Raw genomic sequence first — 20,638 nt, 5'->3', positions numbered from 1 at the left:
TACGCAGCGGGCTCCCTACCATGGGGAAATGGGTGTGGCTGGGGTCACATGGGGGAAGCCCCGTCCCGTTACCGGGCCAGCCGGGACGCAGCGTTGCGACTCGGCGTCGACGACGAGCCCGAGTGGTCCTTCTGCCGGGCGGTTACAGGGGGTAGCCATGGCCGCGATAATCGAGCTTTTCCATGATCGGGACGACGCCTTCAGGTTCCGGTTGAAGACACCGGAAGGGGCGGTCATTGCCGTGTCCAGACCGTTCCCGGACAAGGCGGCGGCCGTAGCGGGGATCCGGACCCTCCGTGAGTGCGCCGGAACCGGCCTGATCACGGACCTCTGCCTGCCGAGGCCGCAGACAGCAGGAGCCTCGCGAGGACCCGTAAGGCCCACCATCACCTAGCCCCGCTCAGAGGCGAGTGCAGCATGAGCCTTCGGGGCTGGCTTCGGGCATGGCTCCAAGCATCTCTCGGGCTCACCTACCGCGGATCCGCCACGGTGCCGAGGAACACGGGCAGTCCTGTCTCCTCGTGGACGATCTGGTAGCCGAAGGGCCGATCGAAGGAGATGCTCGCCTCGGGTGGCATCGGAGCGCCCGTCGTCATCGTCAATTGCGTGACGGCCGCCGCGACGGTGCCCTTCTCCGCGACCGTGATGTTGGCCACCTGGGCAGCGCCGTCGACGAAGGAGCCCGGTCGAATGGCACGGAAGTCGGCGTCGGACCCGAAAGACTCGTCGAGTCCCGCAGCAGCCAACGGTTCCAGGAGGTCCTGCTCGAACTCGTGGTCCCACTTCGGCAAGCTCAGCTCCACCCGGACATCCTTGGCTGTATCGAGCAGGAAGGCTATGTCGAGCAGCTCCTGTTCGGTCCACCGCGGCGGTGATCCTTCCGCAGGCAGGATGAGCCGCAGGAAGAAGCCGTCACCGTAGGGCAGGTCGATCCCACTCCAGCCGTCCCCCTCGACGTACCGCTCCGTTCGCGTGCCGTGCATCATCGGGACGTCCACCCTGCTGCCATCGACCAGCAGGAAGTCCTGGTCCGAGGTGCCGGAAGGATCGAAGGGCTCGTCCCAGGCCGCTGCGAAGTAGACGGCGTTGAGAAGGGACAGCGTCGTGCCCGGACCGACCTCGATCGGGGCCTTCTCGATCCGGCCGCCGGTCTCCTTCGACACCCAGTCGTCGATGCGACCCGCCGTCGCGCCGTCGCTGAAATCGACGGGGTAGACGCCGCTGCCGTACTGGCGGGCCAGGGTCTTTAGGTACTCCTCGCCGATGCCGCCGGATTCGGGGACGAAGACCGCGTTGGCGAGGTGCAGGACGGGAGCCTCGGGCGGATCGTCCTCGTCGACGTCGCCCGGGTTCCCGTCGAAGCGCTGGACGCTTGCGAGGAGTGCGTTCATCGCCTCGTCACGATGCTCGGCCGGCAGACCCAGGACCGCGTCCATCTCAGCGGCGGTCGTCGTCCCGGCTCCGGCGCGCAGCATCGACAGCGCGTAGAGGGCACTGAGCGGGCTGGTGACCTGGTTGACGTCCGGATCGGAGGTCATGAGCGCGCCGAGGCGGAAGGCGGATCGGAGCAGTGCGTCCTCGGCCTCCGCAAACTCGCCCTGGGCGACGACGACGCGCTCGATCGGTGCCGTCTGCTGGTCCGGCGCGGATCCCGCGCACGCGGTCAGCAAGGCCAGGGCCGCGGTCGCTGTGGCGGTCCGGCCCAGGCGTCCGTGCGTGGTCGGCTGTCCATGGTGCTCCATACCCGATTCCCCCTCGTCGTGCTCCCACGGTAGGCCCCGTCACCGGGTGGATCCAGAGCGGCCGAGGATCACCTGCGTTCCGGTGGACTGCGACGCTCGGCGCTTTGCCTTCCTGCGGAGCCGGGTGGCCGCCAGTCAGTAGCCTCCGGCAACCGCTGGGGTTAGGCTCTGGACGTGACCCAAGACACCCCAGCTTCCGCCCCCTCCTCCAGCGAGCAGCCGGCACGGCACTCGACCGCCGTCGATGCCGTCGCCACGTCCTACTACGAGACCCTGCTCGAACTGATGCCGAATTTCGCCACCGAACTCGGCATCCCCGGCCATGAGACCGAGTACCAGGACTACTCCCCGGCAGGCATCGATGCCCTCGCCGACGCCGCCCGCAACACCCTGAGGTTGCTCGACGGTCTCCAGCCCGCCGATGACGTGGATGCGGTGACGCTCGACGCCATGCGCGAGAGGCTCGGACTCGACCTCGAGATCCATGACGCCGGACTCGGGTACGCCGAACTCAACAACATCGCCTGCCCCGCCCAGAACATCCGTGCGATCTTCGACCTCATGCCCACCGCCACGGCGGAGGACTGGGGCAATATCGCCGGGCGCATGGCCAATGTCCCCGGCGCCATCGACGGATACATCGCATCCCTCCGCGCCGGCCGCGAGCGCGGTCTCGTCGCCGCCCGCCGGCAGGTGGGCATCGTAATCGAGCAGTCTACGAAGTACGCCGAGGACGGCGGTTTCTTCGACACCCTCGGCTCCACCGCACACTCGGACGACGCCGACCTCCCCGACTCGGTGCAGCAGCAGCTCCGTTCAGGTGCGGACGCTGCACGCGGCGCCTACCGCTCGCTCGCGTCCTTCCTGCAGGACGACCTCCTCCCCACAGCACCCGAGAAGGACGCCGTCGGAAGGGAACACTACGCCCTGATGTCGCGTCTCTTCCTCGGGTCCGCCGTCGACCTCGAGGAGACGTACGCGTGGGGCGTCGAGGAACTCGACCGCGTGATTGCCGAACAGGAAGCCGTCGCGAACGAGATCCGGGAGGGAGCATCGATCGAGGAGGCCATCCGCATCCTCGACGAGGACCCGGCCCGTCAGCTGCAGGGCACCGATGCGCTCCAGGCGTGGATGCAGGAACTCTCGGACAGGGCGGTCGACGCCATGGCCGGGGTCCACTTCGACATCCCGGAGGTGATGCGCCGCCTCGAGTGCAGGATCGCACCGACCAACGAGGGCGGCATCTACTACACGGGCCCCAGTGATGATTTCTCCCGTCCGGGACGAATGTGGTGGTCCGTGCCCGAGGGCGAGGACTCCTTCACCACCTGGAAGGAGACGACCACCGTGTACCACGAGGGCGTTCCTGGCCACCATCTGCAGATCGCGACGGCGACCTACCAGCGCGCACTGCTCAACCCGTGGCGCCGCAACGCCATCTGGGTCTCCGGCCAGGGCGAGGGCTGGGCACTCTACGCCGAGCGCCTCATGCAGGAACTCGGGTTCCTCGCCGATCCGGGCGACCGCCTCGGCATGCTCGACGCCCAGCGGATGCGCGCGGCCCGCGTCGTCTTCGACATCGGAGTCCACCTCGAGCTCGAGATCCCCGAGCGCTGGGGTGAGGGCACCTGGACGCCGGAAAAGGGCTACGGCTTCCTGAAGCGGAACATCGCCATCAGCGAGGGCCAGCTCAACTTCGAGTACAACCGCTACCTCGGCTGGCCGGGACAGGCCCCGTCCTACAAGATCGGCCAGCGGCTCTGGGAGCAGATCCGCGACGAGGTCCGGGCCAGCGAGGGCGGGAGCTTCGACCTGCGAGATTTCCACACACGGGCCCTCAACCTCGGGTCGGTGGGTCTCGACACGCTGCGTCGGGCACTGGTGTCCTGACGGAGTCGTTCGGTGCAGGCGGTCCGGGAAGAAATTTCCGCCCGCCTGCACCCGACGGCGCTATCCGAATATGTACGGCCGTCGGCGATTGCCTAACGATTCGGTGTACCTCTAACGATTCAGTGCCGTTCAGCACGACGGCGGCGCTTTTCCTTGCACGCCGGAGCAGTATGAAAGCACCTATCCGTTCCAACAAGGTGGTGCGCTATGAACAAAACGCGCATGACGGGGAAACTCTCCGCCACACTCGCCGCCCTCGCCCTCACCGCAGGCCTCGGCCTCGCGGGGGGACCACCGGCATCCGCCGCCTATTGCGGCATCACGTGGGGTTCGTTGGCGAAAGCCGCCTACACCCCTACCTACTCCGGTTCCATCACCAACGTCCGGTCCGGCCAGCATCCTTGCTTCGATCGCCTCGTCATCGATGTCAACGGTCGTGTCTCCGGGTACACCGTGAGGTACGTCGATAATTACAACCCGTATGGTTCCCCGCACTCGATTCCTCTACGCGGTGGGGCGCGTCTCTCCGTGACAGTCAACGCTCCCGCCTACAACTACGCGGGTAGTGCGACGTACATGCCCGCCAATAGCCGCGAACTCGTGAACGTTGCAGGCTACTCCACCTTCCGGCAAGTCGTGAAGGCTGGAAGTTTCGAAGGCTATACGGATTTCGGAATCGGGGTGCGGGGGCGGCTTCCAGTCCGCGTCTTCGTGGTACCCGGTCCCGGTAATGGGTCGAGGGTGGTGGTCGACGTCGCACACAGCTGGTGACAGATCCCTGCCGGTCCCATCCCGAAGTGGTGACGGGACCGGGCAGGTCCAACCGGCCCGCCGGAATTGCGCCGGCGGACCGGCGCCTGCCTAGGCTGGAGCATGACCCTCCGCCTGATCCTCGCTTCGAAATCCCCCGCCCGCACCAAGCTCCTGACGGAAGCCGGCATCCGCCACTCGGTACTGGTGTCCGACGTCGACGAACCCGCCGTCGTCGCCTCCTACGGCGAACTCGACGCGCACGACACCTCCCTCCTTCTGGCCCGCGCCAAGGCCGAGGCCGTCGCCGCCCTGGAGGAAACCGACGGTGCACTCGTCATCGGCTGCGACTCCGTCTTCGAGTTCGACGGCGAGGCGCACGGCAAGCCCTACGAATCTGCGGTGGCGATCGAACGGATCCGCCGCATGCGGGGTCGCTCCGGCGTCCTGCACACGGGCCACTGGCTCGTGGACACCCGCGACGGCGGATCCGGCGCCACCATCGGCGCAGTCTCGTCCGCGACCGTGTATTTCGGAGCCATGTCCGACGCCGAGGTCGAGGCCTACGTCGCGAGCGGTGAACCCCTGCACTGCGCGGGATCCTTCACCATCGATGGACTCGGCGGCGCCTTCATCGACCGCGTGGACGGCGATCCGCATGCCGTCGTCGGGCTCAGCATCTCCATGCTGCGCGGCCTCCTGCAGTCGGCCGGGGTCTCCGTCACGGACTTCTGGGCGCCGGCGCCAGCGTTGTAGGTTACCTACAAAGGATCGCCCTCCAACACTCCCCTCCAGCACGATTCATGCGCGGAAGCTCCAAAAGCGGGTTAGGCTCCGAACTGAGAAGAAGGAGTCCAACGCCCCATGAGCCAGTCCCCCCTTGCCCCGTCCGAATCCTCCGTCCGCAGCAACGGCACCGCGCGGCAGCACCGCCCGGTGACGAAGGTCCTGGTGGCGAACCGTGGGGAGATCGCCGTCCGGGTCATCCGTGCCGCCCGCGACGAGGGCATGGAGTCCGTCGCCGTGTACGCGGACCCGGACCGCGACGCGCTGCACGTGCGCATGGCCGACGAGGCCTTCGCGCTGGGTGGGGAGACGGCCGCCGACTCCTATCTGGTCATGGACCGCATCCTTGAGGCGGCACGGCGCAGCGGGGCAGACGCCATCCACCCCGGATACGGCTTCCTGTCCGAGAACGCCGAGTTCGCGCAGCGCGTCATCGATGCCGGCATCACCTGGATCGGCCCGTCCCCGGAGTCCATCTCACAGCTGGGCGACAAGGTGCAGGCACGCCACATCGCCGAGCGTGTCGGAGCGCCGCTCGTGCCCGGGACCAAGGATCCGGTGGAGTCCGTCCAGGAGGTCGTCGACTTCGCGGAGGAGTTCGGGCTACCCATCGCGATCAAGGCGGCCTTCGGTGGCGGCGGTCGTGGCATCAAGGTGGTCCGCAGCCACGAGGAGATCCCCGAACTGTTCGATTCGGCGGTGCGCGAGGCGACAGCGGCCTTCGGTCGCGGAGAGTGCTTCGTGGAGCGGTTCCTCGATGCTCCCCGCCACGTCGAGACGCAGTGCCTCGCCGACGCGCACGGGAACGTCGTCGTCGTCTCCACCCGCGACTGCTCGCTGCAGCGCCGCAACCAGAAACTCGTCGAGGAAGCGCCCGCCCCCTTCCTCTCGGACGAGCAGAACACACGGCTCTACGAGGCCTCCAAGGCGATCCTCCGCGAGGCGGGCTACCAGGGCGCCGGCACCTGCGAGTTCCTCGTGGGCCAGGACGGCACCATCTCGTTCCTGGAGGTCAACACGCGCCTCCAGGTGGAGCACCCCGTCTCCGAGGAAGTCACGGGCCTGGACCTCGTCCGCGAGCAGTTCCGCATCGCCCGGGGTGAAGAACTGGGCTACGGCGACCCCGAAGTGCGGGGACACTCCTTCGAGTTCCGCATCAACGGGGAGGACGCCGGGCGCGGATTCATGCCGGCGCCGGGGACCGTGCAGACCCTCAAGCTCCCCACCGGCCCGGGGATCCGGGTGGACTCCGGCGTCGAGGCCGGCGAGGTCGTCGGTGGAAACTTCGACTCCATGCTCGCCAAGCTCATCGTCAGCGGCGCCACCAGGGAGCAGGCCCTTCAGCGGGCCCGCCGGGCCCTCGCCGAGATGGTGATCGACGGCATGCCCACCGTGCTCCCGTTCCACGCGGCCGTCGTCGCGGACCCTGCCTTCGCTCCGGTCGAGGGGCCGTTCTCGATCCACACGCGCTGGATCGAGACGGAGTTCTCCAACACGATCGAGCCCTGGAAGGGTGCGGCGGACCCGACGTCGGACGACGAGTCCCGCCACCGCGTCACCGTCGAGGTCGGCGGGCGCCGCCTCGAGGTGGTCCTGCCTGCGGGCCTGGGTGCGGCGCCGAACGGCAAGGCCAGCGCGCCGGCCAAGTCGAAGAAGTCCTCCCGGGCACGTGCCGGCAAGGCCACCGTGAGTGGCGACGAACTGACCTCTCCCATGCAGGGCACGATCGTCAAGGTCGCAGCATCCGACGGCGACGCCGTGGCGGAGGGAGACCTCATCGTGGTCCTCGAAGCCATGAAGATGGAGCAGCCCCTGACGGCCCACAAGTCCGGGACACTGGCGGGCCTCACGGCCGCTCCGGGTGACACGGTCTCAGCCGGCTCCGTCATCGCCACGATCCGGGACTAGCAGGTCTCGGGAGGGGCTCCGGGGCAGGGCGCTACTTGTCCTTCCCGCCGCTGCCCTTGCCCTTGTCCCGCGCTTCTTCTGCCGCCTTCTGAGCGGCCTCCCGCTGTTTCCCTGCCCTGTCGCGTGCTTCTTCCGCTGCCTTCTGAGCGGCTTCCCGCTGTTCCCCTGCCTGGTCGCCCACCTCGTCGCCGCCGTTTCCAGGGGCCGCGGCGTCCTCCTCGGAGGCGCCCGTTCCGGTATCGCCGCTGTCGTCGGAGGCGTCGCCATCGGGCGCCGGAGCAGGTGCGGGCTCCACCGGCGCCGGAGAGGTCTCCGCGGGCTGAGGCGCTGGATCGGCCGGTGGACCGGCTGGCGCTGGCGTCTCCACGGCAGGCGTTTCCTCGGCCGGCACCTCCTCCGCAGGCGTTTCCTCGGCCGGCGCGTCATCGGACGGCACGGCGCTCGGAGTCACCTCACCGGACGGTGGATCTCCGACGGGAGCCTGTGCGGCTTCCAGCGACGCGATCACGGCGTCGATGCGCATGCCGATGAGCGTGGCCCGGTCTTCCGAGACGCTGCCCGCCGCCCGGGCGCTGTCGACCTCCGCCTTCAGCCTCTGCGCGAGCGCGACAGCTCCGGCGGAGTCCCCTGCGGCAGCGGTCGAGGCGATGGTCCTCACCTCGGCCTGGAAATCCCCGGCCGTGGCGGCGTTGATGGCCTCCCCACCGCATCCGGTCAGCAGGAGTCCGGCTGCGACCAGGAGCGGCAGCCTCACCCTGAGTGCTGTCGTCATCGCTTCACGCTTTCGTAGAGTTCCTGCAGTTTCTCCCCCGGTTCGCCGGAGACGGCAGGTAGGGGCTCGACGGCGGGTGCGGCATCCCGCACCGGCGCTGTGAAGGCCCACAGTGCTGCAGCCACCAGGGCCAGCACGAGGACCGAGACGAGCCACGGGAGCACGTGGCGGCGGCGCCGTGCGGAAGGCTTCCCGGGCGCAGCCGGCCGGGCCGTCCGGACCGGAGACTCGGATGCCGTCGGGCCGTCGAGCGGGGAAGGCCCCGCATCCTGCTTCACGGCAGGCTGGAGGCTGCTCGTCGCTGCACCACCGGCGTGACCAGGTCCCCGAACCGGCGTTCCGCCAGGACGGGCGTTCGACGTCGTGCCCGCCGCGCCATCGAGGTGGGAAGTCGCTGTAACAGTGGCAACGGCGGTATCGACGTCGGAGGGACCTGCCGCATGCGCCACCGGACGCGTCGCATCGACCGCCTGCGTGAGCCTCGATGTGTCCGGCCCTCCGTCTCCCGGTTCCGGGGAGTGCAGCGGCCCGGGACCGGCGGGCAGGGAGATCGCCTGGGTCGGCGGGACGGCGGACGGCAGCACGGTCGTCCGGGGGTCGACGCGCTGCTGCGGGCCCATCGCTACCAGGGCGTCCACCACGTCCGCCGCGTCCGGGCGGTCCGCCGGATCTCCCAGGGTCATGGACACCAGCAGCGCGGACAGTGCGGGACCTGCCACGTGCGGGATGGAGGGGCTACGGTGCAGGCGCGCGAGGGCGCTCTCGACCCCTGTGCCGGGGAAGGGACGCTCCCCGGTCAGGGCTTCGATCATCACGAGCCCGAGTGAGTAGATGTCCGACGGCTGCCCCACGCCGTCGCCGCGGGCCTGCTCGGGACTGAAGTACGCGGCGCTGCCGATGACCTGGCCGGTCGCCGTCATGCGTCCGCCGTCGAAGAACCGGGCGATGCCGAAGTCGGTGAGGAGGTAGCCGAAGTAGCCGCTGTGCGGATCCGTCCGCCGGGTCAGGATGTTCGACGGCTTGATGTCGCGGTGCACGATGCCGCGGCTGTGGATGTACTGGAGCGTGCGGGCGAGATCCAGCGCCATGAGCCGGACATCCTCGCACCCGAGCAGTCCCCTGGTCCGCAACAGAACTCCGAGGTCCGGACCGTTGACCAGTTCCATCACCAGATAGGCGTTGTCGCCGGTCTCTTCGCCGGTGTCCATGTCGAGGACCCGCACCAGGCCCGGGTGGTCGAGCCCCGCGAGCAGTCGTGCCTCGGCCGATCCCCGCTCGAGTCCGTCGGCGGTGCCGGGCCGGAAGAGCTTGAGGGCGACGTCCCGCTGCAACCGTGTGTCACGGGCCCGGAAGACCTCGGCCATGCCGCCCGTCCCGACACGCTCCTCCAGTGCGTACCGCCCGGCCAGCGCCTGCTTCTCCATATCGTCCACTTCCGCTGTCCTGTCACCCGGCTTCGGGCACACCTGTTCCGCGCACCGCCGCGGATGTGATAAGCCTGCTGTGCTTCAAGTGTACGGGTGGCACCGCGAGAGGACGCAAGCAGGAGTCCCGAGACGACGACGGCGCCGCACCCGGGTGGGGTACGACGCCGTCGCGTGGACGCGTGCAGAGATCAGGCGACGTTGTTCTCGTAGTCGTGGTCGCGTGTCTCGCGCGAGATGAAGAGCGCGATGAACGTCAGGACGGCCGCCACGCTCAGGTAGGCACCGACCAGCACCGTACTTCCACCCGCGGCCTGCCAGAGCGCGACCGCGATGAAGGAGGCGGGCGCGGCGCCGATCATGCTCGACACGTTGTAGGCCACAGCCGACCCCGTGTAGCGGACGTTCGCCGGGAACAGTTCGGGCAGCACCGCGGCCATCGGACCGAAGGTGAGGCCCATGAGCGTGAAGCCGACGATCAGGAGGATCATGGCGCCGACCGTTCCTGCCCCGAAGAGCGGAGCCCACAGCAGACCGAAGACGGCGATGCCCACGGTGGTGGCGAGGAGCATCTTGCGCCGGCCGAAACGCTCGGCGAGCGGTCCCGACACGAGGGTGAAGATCCCGAAGAAGACGACACCGATGATCAGCATCCACAGGAAGTCGGTGCGCGCCATGCCCAGGCCGGGGACGAACGCTGCAGCCTGCGCCTCGGTGAACTCCTTGCCGGCAGCTGCCGCGCGGGCCTGCGCCTGCTCGACGCTCGACGGCGCCGTCCCGTAGGTCAGGGTGAAGGCGGTCATGAAGTAGAAGAGCACGTAGGTCGCGAACATGATGAACGTGCCGAGGATCAGTGCGCGCCAGTGGCGACGGAACGTGGTGCCGAGCGGCACCTTCACGACCTTGCCCTCGTTCTGGACCTTCTGGAAGGAGGCGCTCTCGATCAGCTTCAGCCGTACGTACAGACCGATGACCACCATCACGGCGCTCAGCAGGAACGGCACACGCCAGCCCCACTCCAGGAACTGCTCCGGGGTCAGCGTGGTACTCAGCAGCACGAACAGCAGGTTGGCCAGGATGAACCCGATCGGAGCTCCGAGCTGCGGGAACGTCCCGTAGATGGCGCGCCTGCCCTCGGGGGCGTTCTCCGTGGCCAGCAGGGCGGCGCCGCTCCACTCACCACCCAGCGCGAGTCCCTGGAGGAAACGCAGCACGACGAGCAGCAGGGGCGCGAGGAGCACCCACCCCTCGGTGGTGGCGGACGGAAGCAGGCCGATGAGGAACGTGGCGATACCCATGGTCAGCAGCGAAGCCACGAGGGTGGCCTTGCGGCCGATCTTGTCGCCGAAGTGACCGAAGATGATGGATCCGAGCGGGCGGGCGACGAAGGCCACGCCGAAGACGGCGAAGGAGCTGAGCAGCTGGTTCGCAGAGGTCTGGTTGGGGAAGAACAACGCGGGGAACACCAGTACGGCGGCTGTGGCGTAGATGTAGAAGTCGTAGAACTCGATCGTCGTGCCGATGAGGCTGGCGAAGATCACCTTGCCCCGCGAGTTCAGCGGTTTGGTGGTTCCGCTGGCACCAGCGGACGTGGAGGAGGTCATGGGTCGGCTTTCTCGGACGAGGCGCGACCACCAGGTGCACGAGGGCCCCTGCAGCACGGCGCCCGTGCTTCAGTTTGAACCCCAATATCAGATCACCGGCGTCCACTGGGTGGATAAGCGTGTCCACCATGTGGACGCCGGTAACGGCATCCGGCACCGTTTCGGGTGCCGGCGAAAGCGCTAGATGTGCACGTGCAGGCGCCGCGCCGCCTCCGAGATGGACCCGGTCAGCGACGGGTACACGGTGAACGTGTTGGCGACGTCGTCCACGTGCAGTTTCTTGGTCACGGCGAGCGCGAGCGGGAAGATCAGCTCGGACGCGCGCGGCCCGACGACGACGCCGCCGATCACGGTGCCGGAGCCCTTGCGCGAGATCACCTTCACGAAGCCGTCCTTGACGTTCATCATCTTCGCGCGGGCATTGGTGTGCAGGGAGAGCTTGACGACGTCGCCCTGGTACCGCCCGGACTCGATGTCCTCCTCCGTCACGCCGACCGTGGCGATCTCCGGGGAGGTGAAGATGTTCGAGGCGACCTGCTTGAGCTTGATGGGGCTGACCGAATCGCCCATGAGGTGGGCGATGGCGATCCTGCCCTGCATCGCCGCGACCGAGGCGAGGGCGAAGACGCCCGTGCAGTCCCCCGCCGCGTAGACGTTCGGGGCCGTGGTGCGGGAGACGCCGTCGACGCGGATGTGGCCGGACTCGTTGACGGCGACACCTGCTTCCTCGAGGCCGATGTCCGCGGTGTTCGGGACGGCGCCGACCGCGACGAGGCAGTGGGTGCCCTCGACGGTCCGTCCGTCCGCCAGGTGGACGATCACGCCGTCGTCCGTGCGGTCGACGGCCTGGGCACGCGACTGCGAGAGGACCGTCATGCCGCGGTCCTTGAACACGCCCTCGAGCACCTCGGCGGCGTCGGCGTCCTCGCCGGGCAGCACACGGTCGCGGCTGGAGATCAGCGTGACCTTGGACCCGAGCCCGTTGTAGGCACTCGCGAACTCCGCGCCGGTGACACCGGAGCCGACGACGATCAGGTGCTCGGGGATCTGGCGGAGGTTGTAGAGCTGCGTCCAGTTGAAGATGCGCTCGCCGTCGGGCATCGCGCTGGGCAGTTCGCGCGGCGTCGAACCAACCGCGAGGAGGACGGCGTCGGCCTCGACGATCGTGGTCTCGCCGTCGGACTCGACCTCGAGCCGGTGGTTGTCCAGGAGCTTCCCGGTACCGATGATGACGCGGACGCCGAGGCGTTCGAGGGTGGCGCGGATGTCCGAGGACTGCTCCACGGCGAGCTTCAGCAGCCGCTGGTTGACCTTGTCCAGGTCCGCGAAGACCCTGCTGTCCGCGGAGAAGTGGACACCCAGCCCGCTCGCGTCGGTGAAGCGTGTCATGGTGTCCGCCGTGGCGATGAGGGTCTTGGACGGCACGACGTCCGTGAGGACCGCCGATCCGCCGAGGCCCTGCCGTTCGACGACGGTCACCTTCGCACCGAGCGAGGCCGCCACCAGTGCCGCTTCGTAGCCGCCGGGGCCCCCGCCCAGGATCGCCAGGCGCAATGAACTGAAATCGAGTTGGTTGGTCACGATTTGATTATCGCCCATGCCACTGACACGCCGTAACGACCGTAGGCCCGCGGCTGCGCGGCGCGGAAGGGCGCCATGCCCGGTGCCGGGCCCCGTACGCAGAGGGTAAGTTGAACCGGTGACTTCCGATCCTTTTGACCTGGCCCGCGACGCTGCCGACCATATCGCCCGCGCTACCGGCATCGACCGGCACGACACCGCCCTCGTTCTCGGCTCCGGCTGGGGCGAGGCGGCCGAGCTGATCGGCGAGACGACGCATACCCTCGACGCCGCCGACATCCCCGGGTTCTCGGCCCCCGCCGTCGTCGGCCACACCGGCACCGTCCGTTCCATCCGAACGGCGAACGGCAAGCGCGCCCTCGTGCTCGGTGCCCGGACGCACTTCTACGAAGGCAAGGGAGTGCGGGCCGTGGTGCACGGCGTGCGGACGGCAGCGGCCGCCGGCGCGACGACCATGATCCTCACCAACGGGTGCGGTGGCCTGCAGGAACACTGGCAGCCCGGCACCCCGGTCCTCATCAGCGACCACATCAACCTCACGGCGTCCTCGCCGCTGGAAGGGGCGACCTTCGTCGACCTGACCGACCTCTACTCCTCACGCCTGCGCAGCCTCGCACGCAGCGTGGACCCGACACTCGACGAGGGCGTCTACGCACAGTTCACCGGCCCGCACTACGAGACCCCGGCCGAGGTGCAGTACGCGAAGCGCATCGGTGCCGACCTCGTCGGCATGTCCACCGCCCTCGAGGCCATCGCCGCCCGGCACGCGGGCATGGAGGTCTTCGGCATCTCGCTGGTGACCAACCTGGCGGCCGGCATCAGCCCGGTGCCCCTCAGCCACACCGAGGTCCTCGAGGCGGGGCATGCCGCAGGACCGCGCATCTCGCGCCTGCTCGCAGACATCGTGGCCACGATCTAGCCACCATCCGACCCCGGCTCCTCCGCACCGCCGGACCTCCAGCAGGCATGCCCGGCGACCGCCGGACACCCACCGCCGATCCACGTAAGGGACACGCATGACCACCTCTGAACTGGACACCCTCCTCTCCACCGCCGACTCGTGGGCGGCCGCGGATCCGGACCCGCAGACGGCGGAGGAACTCCGCGCGCTCGTGGGATCCGTCCGGGCTCGGAACGGGTCGGCCGCCGTCTCCGAGCAGGAACTGCGGGACCGCTTCTCCGGGCCGCTCGCCTTCGGCACCGCTGGCCTGCGCGCTGCCCTGGGCGCAGGCCCCAACCGGATGAACCGCGTGGTGGTGCGCCGCGCCGCTGCCGGTGTCGCCGCCCACGCGTTGGACCTCGCCGCCGGTGCCTACGCACCCCGCGCCGTCGTCGGGTTCGATGCCCGCCACAACTCCCGGATCTTCGCCGAGGAGACCGCCGCGATCTTCACCGCGGCCGGCATCGAGACCTTCCTGATGCCGCGCGAACTCCCCACCCCGGTGCTGGCCTACGCGATCCGCGCCCTGGAGTGCGAGGTGGGCATCATGGTCACGGCCAGCCACAACCCGCCGCAGGACAACGGATACAAGGTGTACCTGGGCGGGCGTGCCGTGGAGGAGGATGCGCGCGGTGTCCAGATCGTCGCCCCGCATGACGCCGGCATCGCCGCCCGGATCGACGAGGTCGGCGCCATCGAGAGCGTCGGGCTCGCGTCCGCGGGCTGGACGGTGCTGCCCGAGAGCGTCGAGGCGGACTACTTAGCCTCCGTCTCGGCCCTCGCCGACCCGGCCATCACGGCCCGTGACCTCCGGATCGTCCTCACTCCCCTGCACGGCGTCGGCGGGCGGACGGCGCAGGCCGTGCTGGCTGCCGCCGGATTCTCCGACGTCACCGTCGTCGAACGGCAGGCCGATCCCGATCCCGACTTCCCGACCGTCGCCTTCCCCAACCCGGAGGAGCCGGGGGCGCTGGACCTCGCCCTGGAGACCGCCGCACAGGTGGACGCCGACCTCGTGATCGCCAACGACCCCGACGCCGACCGTGTGGCACTCGCGGCACGCGAGCCGTCCACCGGCGCGTGGCGCATGCTGCGCGGCGACGAGGTGGGGACACTGCTCGGCCTGCACCTGGCGGCGCGCCTCACGGCGGACGCACGTGACGGGGTTGCCCGGGACGGAGCCGCGGGGCACCCTGCCCGCCGCAGCGTGTTCGCGAACTCGATCGTGTCCTCCCGCCTCCTCGGGCGCATCGCCGGGATGTCCGGGATCGACCACGCCCAGACCCTGACGGGCTTCAAGTGGATCGCCCGCGTCCACGACCTCTCCTTCGGCTACGAGGAGGCCCTGGGCTACTGCGTGGCACCCGAACTCGTGCGGGACAAGGACGGGATCTCAGCAGGGCTGCTGCTGGCGGAACTGGCCGCCGCGACGAAGGCGGCCGGCCGCACGCTCTTCGACCTGCTGGATGACGCCTTCCTCGTCCACGGCTTGCACGCCTCCGACCAGCTCTCCGTCCGCGTGGGGAGCCTCGGCCTGCTGGGCGCCATGATGAACCGGCTTCGGGAGAACCCGCCGTCGTCCTTCGCCGGCTCGCCGGTGAGCGTCGCGGAGGACCTCGCCCAGGGGTCGGCGCACCTGCCGCCCACGGACGGGCTGCTGTATCTGACGCACGACGAGACGCGCGTCATCATCCGGCCTAGCGGCACCGAGCCGAAGCTCAAGTGCTACCTGGAGGTCGTGGAGCCCGTCGGGTCCACGGCGGAGCTCGAGGACGCCAAGACCGCGGCCCGTACGCGCCTCGACGCGGTCAAGCGCGACGTCGGGGAGGCGCTCGGCCTCTGAGCGCCGGTCCGGCGGCGTGGGCGCGACGTGTAGCGGATAATGGGCCTGTGGAACCCGCAGGATGCCGGGTGGGAGGTGCACGATAAGGGGTTCTTGCGAGATCTTCGCCCGAGGCGGGGCTGCCCGCGAGGTGTCCTGACGCCGTAACCCGGGTCGCGGCCGGGCTCGCAAGTGTCCTGGAGTGCCGCGAACGACGCTGTTCTTGCGGAAGGCAAGCGCCGCCTGATCGATGCCCCGACTATGTTCGATGGGGTGTCCGCGATTGGCGTGGATGAGCACGTCTGGCGGCATACTCGCAAGGGCGACAAGTACGTGAGAGTGATCATTGATCTGACCCCGATCCGCGAAAAGAAGGGCCCGGCACGGCAGCTGGACATGGTCGAGGGACACTCCAACATGGAACTTACGGGCACCGCGGTCGTTCCAGGGACCCGCTCTACCGGGCCCGACGGACCCTGCACACCGGCGCGGACCTGCTGACGGAGAAACAGAACGCGTCTGGGCCGGACCCTGAAACAACGCGCCGCGGACGTGCTCGCGTTCTTCGACCACTACGCCACGCCGCCGGCCTCACCTTGGCTCAAGCCGCCACCGACCTCGGCTGTCCCCGAACTCGCTGTCCTACCTCGAACGAAGACAACGAGCCAACCGCGACGCACTCACCACCTATCGGGACTAATTCACGCCGCGTGACCAATATAGGAGCATCCCTCAAAAACGATGAGCCCCTTAAGACGGCGCCCTTGAGAACTGTGGCTTCGTAGCCCTCCTCGATATGCGCCACGATCTCACCGGTAACAAGCCCACGGGCGGACAAGGGAAGCAAAACCTGCTCGATGATGCCAGTGTCATCAGCTTGCTTCGTCGACGGTACCGCCGGTTCAAGAACCGATTGCCACGCAGGGAATAGAAGAACAGCCCGATTGCTGCCATTCCTGGCAGGAATGGCAGCGATCGGCAGATTGGGTAGGGACTGCCGTTTAGGGCCGTAATAGAATCGTTATGACGAATGCGGTCCGCAACCACAGGGCCCATTGACTCCCCTCCTTGAAGTCACAAAAGTGATAGCACTGAGCTTCGCCCGTTCCGCGGGGGAGTCCGGTCGCCGCTGGTAACGCTCCTTACTTCATAAGGAAACACTCGCATCTTTCATGGTCGCACCAGCGACTGCAGGGGTTTCGGCTCCTGACTGGTCGGCCTGATCGATCCTCAAAAAGGAGAAGTATGAGTAAGTCATACCGTCGGAGGGCCGCATCGGCAGCGCTTGCAACGCTAACCAGCATCGTCCTGGCTTCCAGCATGACGACGCCCGCCTCAGCAGTAGAGGGGTCAGCGCAGGGGGAACCAACCGCGCAGGGCCTCGGTTCGCAGGTTCCGCCCGAGGTCAAGGTCTCGCAGGACCTGCGCACCAGGACAGGGCAGGTGTCGGTGTTCGTCCAGTTCGAAGGTGCAGGAGCTTTTGAGCGGACGCAGCCGCAGAGTGTCCGGTCGGGTCTGGCCGCTCCGGTAAGGAAAGTCGCCGAGGTCCAGAACATCCGCGGGGAAATCGAGGCGAAGGCAGAGGACGTGGCAGCCGAGGCGTCGGCCACCAGTCTCTACACCACCACCAACACGATCCCGGGCGTGGCCATGACAGGCGACGCGGAGCAGATCCGCGCCCTGGCTGCGCGCCCGGACGTGAAGAAAATTACGGGCATCGTTCCCAAGACGCTTGATAACAAGGGCGGCGTTATCGACACCCGCGCCCTGGAATCCTGGGTGCAGAGGGATCAGACTGGCGACGGCGTCACCATCGCCGTCCTCGACACCGGCCTGGACTATACGCACGCCGGCTTCGGAGGGCCCGGCACGATCGAGGCCTTCAATACTGCCAAGGCCTCTGCCACCATTCCGGAGGAGAGCTTGGGCCTGTACGACCCGGCCAAGTTCATCGGCGGCTTCGACCTTGTGGGCGACGCCTACGACCCAGACCCGGCCTCCGATACCTACAGTCCCGTTCCTGTACCCGACGCCAACCCCCTCGACTGCCAAGGCCATGGTTCCCACGTAGCCGGCACCGCCGCCGGCTACGGCGTGAACGCGGATGGAAGCACCTTCAAGGGCGACTACACCAGCCTGACCGCCGCGGAGGTCAACGCCATGCGCATCGGACCCGGTAGCGCACCGAAGGCCGGACTGGTCAGCCTTCGCGTCTTCGGGTGTGAAGGCACAAGCGAGGTCGTGGGTCTGGCCCTCGACTATGTGCTCGATCCCAACCGCGACGGCGACTTCTCCGATCGCGCCAACGTGGTCAACATGTCACTCGGTTCAGACTTCCCCGCATATGATGATCCGGAAATCGACATCGTCAACAGCCTCACCGCGCAGGGCGTCCTCTCCGTCGTTTCCTCCGGCAACGGCGGTGATGTCTTCGACAATGGAGGATCCCCAGGCAGCGCAGCATCAGCGCTGACCGTCGCGAATTCCGTCGGATCCCAGGTGACCCTGGACGGCATCGACGTCCTCGCCCCGGCGGACGTCGCGGGTCGGGCAGCCGGCCAATACAGCGCCAACTTCGATTACACCTCCGCCACCGAGGAGCAGTTGACGGGCGAGGTCGTGGTGGGCCCTGCGGCCAACCGCTTCGGCTGCAACCCTTTCGAGGCCGGCTCCTTGGAAGGCAAGTGGGTCTGGCTTCAGTGGGAGGAAAACGGCGCGTTCCCCTGTGGTTCCGGCGTTCGTTTCAACAACGCGGAGGCCGCAGGCGCGGAAGGCGTCATACTTGACTCTCCTCGTTCGGTTTTCGAGGCCGGCATCGCCGGAAACGCGACCATCCCTGGCGTCCAGTTCAACGCGCGGTTCTCCCAGAGCCTTCGCGCGGCTGCGGAAGACGGAACACTGCAGGTCCGCCTCGATCCCGACCTGCAAGGCACCGCAGTGGGCGCCTCCGACGCCCTCGACACGCTGAGCCCCAGCTCCTCGCGTGGCGTCCACGGCTCCAACGGGGTGGTCAAGCCCGACGTCGCCGCCCCCGGCACGTCCATCGGCTCGGTCCAGTCCGGCTCCGGCACCCTGGCGTCCGCGCAGACCGGCACATCGATGGCCGCCCCTCGCGTAGCCGGCATCGCCGCGCTCCTGGTCGGAGCGACGGACTACAACCCGTACCAGATCAAGAGCGTCATCATGAACACCGCGACGCACGACATCCTCACAGCAGACGGCGTCATCCACGCTCCCAACCGCACCGGTTCAGGCCGCGTCGACGCACTCAATGCCCTAGATGCCCGGTCGCTTGCCTACGCCACCGCGGATCCGGCGCTGACCACGGTCAGTTTCGGTGTCCTCGAGCTCGCAGCGGACCCAGTGTCCCTGACCAGGCAGATCACCGTGGAAAACCGCTCCGACACCGTCGTGGCCTACACGGCCGAATACCTCGAAGCAACAGCAATGCCCGGCGTAGAGATCTCGGTCACCGCGACCGGCACTAGCTCAGCTACGGCCGACGTGCCAGCCAACGGTAGAGCAACCTTCGACGTCGTCCTGTCCATCGCTGATCCCACCGCCCTGGCCAAGAGCATCGACCCTGCCGCCGAAAGGTTCCAGCAGGAAGTTCCACGCCAATACATCGCAGACGCTTCCGGGCGTGTGCAGTTCACCAGTACGACCGCTTCGACTCTCCGGGTACCGGTCCACGCCGCTCCGAAGCCGACCGCGGACCTCACCGCCGGCACGAACATCCCGTTCGACACCCCGTCGGACCTTGAAAGCGATCTCACCTTCACGGGCCGCGGCCTTCTGCAAGGCGGGGAGGATTCGCTGTACGCGTCGATCGCATCGCCGTTCGTCCTCGGCACCGAGAGTGCTCGTAGGGAATCACTGGCACTGGAGTCGCTGTACGCACTCGACTTGAAGTCGGTCGGTGCATCCTCGACCGTCCCCGGACTGGTGAAGGCCGGCGGGGACCCCCTCGCCGGTTACCTGTCCTTCGGTATCAGCACGTGGGCGAACTGGAACACGCTCTCGAGCGCGCCCCAGATCCAGATCGAAATCGACGCGGACAACAATGACGAAGCCGACTTCATCGCCGCTACCGGCCGCGCGGAAGAACTGGATCTGGTCCTCGTCAACCTCTACGCCGTGAGCGACGACGGAACGATCAGCGCAGAACCCGTGGACGGCGGCATTGCCAACAATGTGTTCGGAGACGTCGACACCAACCTGCTCGATACGAACGTCGTGACCCTGCCGCTGCCCGTGGCCAAAATGGGCCTCAACCTTGCAGCAGGCGCCGACATCTCGTACCGCGTCAGCACATCGAGCCAGTACAGCGTTGACGCCGAAGGCCAGAACGTGCCCGTGGACACCACGGACTGGATCGACTTCAGCGTTTCCGAACCTGCCTTCTGGTTCGAGGGGGATTCTGCCGACACCAGCTTCATCGTTACGGACGGATCCTCGCTCCGTGTCCACCGCACTGCCGGCAACACGACCAGCAAGGGCCTCTTCCTGCACCACCACAACGCCTCCGGTGCGCGCGACGAGGTCCTTGCGATCCAGCAGGGCCGGCTTCGCTTCCCGGATACCGCAGGGAACCAGCACGAAGCCGCCATCAACTGGCTGGCCGACGCGGGACTGACCACCGGTTACCCGGACGGCACGTACCGTCCTCTCGGTTCGGTCAACCGTGACGCCATGGCTGCCTTCCTCTACCGCCTCGCGGGAGAGCCGGCATATGCGGCTCCATCGACGTCGCCCTTCAAGGACATCACCCCGAACACCAAGTTCTATAAGGAGATGTCCTGGCTTGCCGAAACCGGCATCACGACGGGTTACAGCGACGACACCTACCGTCCGCTCGCTCCCGTCAATCGTGACGCGATGGCCGCGTTCATGAATCGTTTCGCTGGGGAATTCTGCAACATCGCCGACGCGGGCAACTACACCAACCCGTCCACCGCGTCCTTCCGGGACGTGCCGGTCAATCTGCAGTTCGCCCGCGAGATCTCGTGGATGAAAGCCTCCGCCATCAGTACCGGCTGGGCGGACGGCACCTACCGTCCGGTGGCGCCTGTCGCTCGTGATGCGATGGCCGCGTTCATCCAGCGCCTCGACAGCTACGAAACCGATAACGGTGGTTGCAAGCCCTAAATCCTGCCACTAGCGCCATTCGTCACGTGCTCTGATAAGGGCCGTTCAGCTAGCTGAACGGCCTTTATCGGGCTCTTCACGAACGAGGGATGCTCCTATATTGGTCAAGCGGCGGCGGCTGGTTGGGCGGTGAGGGAGTCCCGATAGGTGGTGAGTGCCTTTGTGAGTTCCCAATTCGATAGGGCGTGCATGCGACATACTTCGGGGCGCTACCCTATGACACTGTAAGCGACAGGGCACCCCTGCGATGGCAACGGGTTGCCGGCGGGAA

Annotated in this window: 13 protein-coding genes and 1 pseudogene; 9 read left to right on the top strand and 5 right to left on the bottom strand. The window is 67.7% G+C overall.

All coding sequences use genetic code 11. The features are described 5' to 3' along the window. The first annotated feature begins 28 nt into the window (after positions 1-28). Positions 29-394: a YegP family protein gene (locus tag P5G52_RS18340; RefSeq protein ID WP_363321918.1), complete on the top strand. Its 366-nt coding sequence runs from the start codon at positions 29-31 to the stop codon at positions 392-394. Positions 395-470: 76 nt separating this feature from the next. Here the strand turns inward: P5G52_RS18340 and P5G52_RS17305 are convergent, their stop codons facing one another. Further along, on the bottom strand, positions 471-1,742 hold the full coding sequence (locus P5G52_RS17305) for a serpin family protein (RefSeq protein WP_301229830.1): 1,272 nt from the start codon (positions 1,740-1,742) through the stop codon (positions 471-473). Positions 1,743-1,916: 174 nt separating this feature from the next. Here P5G52_RS17305 and P5G52_RS17300 point away from each other — a divergent pair, with 174 nt between their 5' ends. The 4 genes from P5G52_RS17300 to P5G52_RS17285 all read left to right on the top strand — a co-directional run bounded on the left by P5G52_RS17300 (position 1,917) and on the right by P5G52_RS17285 (position 7,076). After that, complete coding sequence (locus tag P5G52_RS17300) at positions 1,917-3,632, top strand: DUF885 domain-containing protein (protein ID WP_301229828.1); 1,716 nt, start codon at positions 1,917-1,919, stop codon at positions 3,630-3,632. 222 nt (positions 3,633-3,854) lie between these two features. Then, positions 3,855-4,403, top strand: a complete 549-nt coding sequence (locus P5G52_RS17295; RefSeq protein ID WP_435868725.1) for an AMIN-like domain-containing (lipo)protein — start codon at positions 3,855-3,857, stop codon at positions 4,401-4,403. 102 nt (positions 4,404-4,505) lie between these two features. Beyond that, the gene (locus tag P5G52_RS17290) at positions 4,506-5,138 is read left to right on the top strand and encodes a Maf family protein (protein ID WP_301229825.1); all 633 of its coding nucleotides are present in this window, start codon (positions 4,506-4,508) and stop codon (positions 5,136-5,138) included. Positions 5,139-5,246: 108 nt separating this feature from the next. Beyond that, complete coding sequence (locus tag P5G52_RS17285) at positions 5,247-7,076, top strand: acetyl/propionyl/methylcrotonyl-CoA carboxylase subunit alpha (protein ID WP_301229823.1); 1,830 nt, start codon at positions 5,247-5,249, stop codon at positions 7,074-7,076. A 31-nt stretch (positions 7,077-7,107) separates the two neighbouring features. On the opposite strand, the gene P5G52_RS17280 is transcribed toward P5G52_RS17285, so the two are convergent. The 4 genes from P5G52_RS17280 to P5G52_RS17265 all read right to left on the bottom strand — a co-directional run bounded on the left by P5G52_RS17280 (position 7,108) and on the right by P5G52_RS17265 (position 12,457). Then, positions 7,108-7,848 (bottom strand): hypothetical protein, encoded by a 741-nt coding sequence (locus P5G52_RS17280; RefSeq protein WP_301229821.1) that lies wholly within the window; start codon positions 7,846-7,848, stop codon positions 7,108-7,110. Then, a complete protein-coding gene (locus tag P5G52_RS17275) occupies positions 7,845-9,272 on the bottom strand; it encodes a serine/threonine-protein kinase (RefSeq protein WP_301230203.1) in 1,428 nt (475 codons plus the stop codon). The genes P5G52_RS17280 and P5G52_RS17275 overlap by 4 nt, the downstream gene beginning before the upstream one ends. Before the next feature lie 191 nt (positions 9,273-9,463). After that, complete coding sequence (locus tag P5G52_RS17270; protein WP_301229819.1) at positions 9,464-10,876, bottom strand: MFS transporter; 1,413 nt, start codon at positions 10,874-10,876, stop codon at positions 9,464-9,466. 180 nt (positions 10,877-11,056) lie between these two features. Then, the gene (locus tag P5G52_RS17265; RefSeq protein ID WP_301229817.1) at positions 11,057-12,457 is read right to left on the bottom strand and encodes an NAD(P)H-quinone dehydrogenase; all 1,401 of its coding nucleotides are present in this window, start codon (positions 12,455-12,457) and stop codon (positions 11,057-11,059) included. A gap of 118 nt (positions 12,458-12,575) precedes the next feature. Here P5G52_RS17265 and P5G52_RS17260 point away from each other — a divergent pair, with 118 nt between their 5' ends. The 4 genes and pseudogenes from P5G52_RS17260 to P5G52_RS17245 all read left to right on the top strand — a co-directional run bounded on the left by P5G52_RS17260 (position 12,576) and on the right by P5G52_RS17245 (position 20,367). After that, positions 12,576-13,376, top strand: coding sequence for a purine-nucleoside phosphorylase (locus P5G52_RS17260; RefSeq protein ID WP_301229815.1), 801 nt, complete (start codon positions 12,576-12,578; stop codon positions 13,374-13,376). Between the two features lie 97 nt (positions 13,377-13,473). Next, positions 13,474-15,240 carry a phospho-sugar mutase gene (locus tag P5G52_RS17255; protein WP_301229814.1) on the top strand — a complete coding sequence of 589 codons (1,767 nt, stop codon included), beginning with the start codon at positions 13,474-13,476 and terminating at the stop codon, positions 15,238-15,240. A gap of 143 nt (positions 15,241-15,383) precedes the next feature. Further along, positions 15,384-15,737: pseudogene (locus tag P5G52_RS17250) on the top strand (hypothetical protein); the annotation flags it as partial. A gap of 727 nt (positions 15,738-16,464) precedes the next feature. Then, the gene (locus P5G52_RS17245) at positions 16,465-20,367 is read left to right on the top strand and encodes a S8 family serine peptidase (RefSeq protein WP_301229812.1); all 3,903 of its coding nucleotides are present in this window, start codon (positions 16,465-16,467) and stop codon (positions 20,365-20,367) included. Positions 20,368-20,638: the final 271 nt, after the last annotated feature.

This window comes from Arthrobacter burdickii (assembly GCF_030433645.1).
Lineage (GTDB): Bacteria > Actinomycetota > Actinomycetes > Actinomycetales > Micrococcaceae > Arthrobacter_D > Arthrobacter_D burdickii.
The sequence above is the reverse complement of the archived record's forward strand: the minus strand, read 5'-3'. Positions and strand labels throughout refer to the sequence as shown.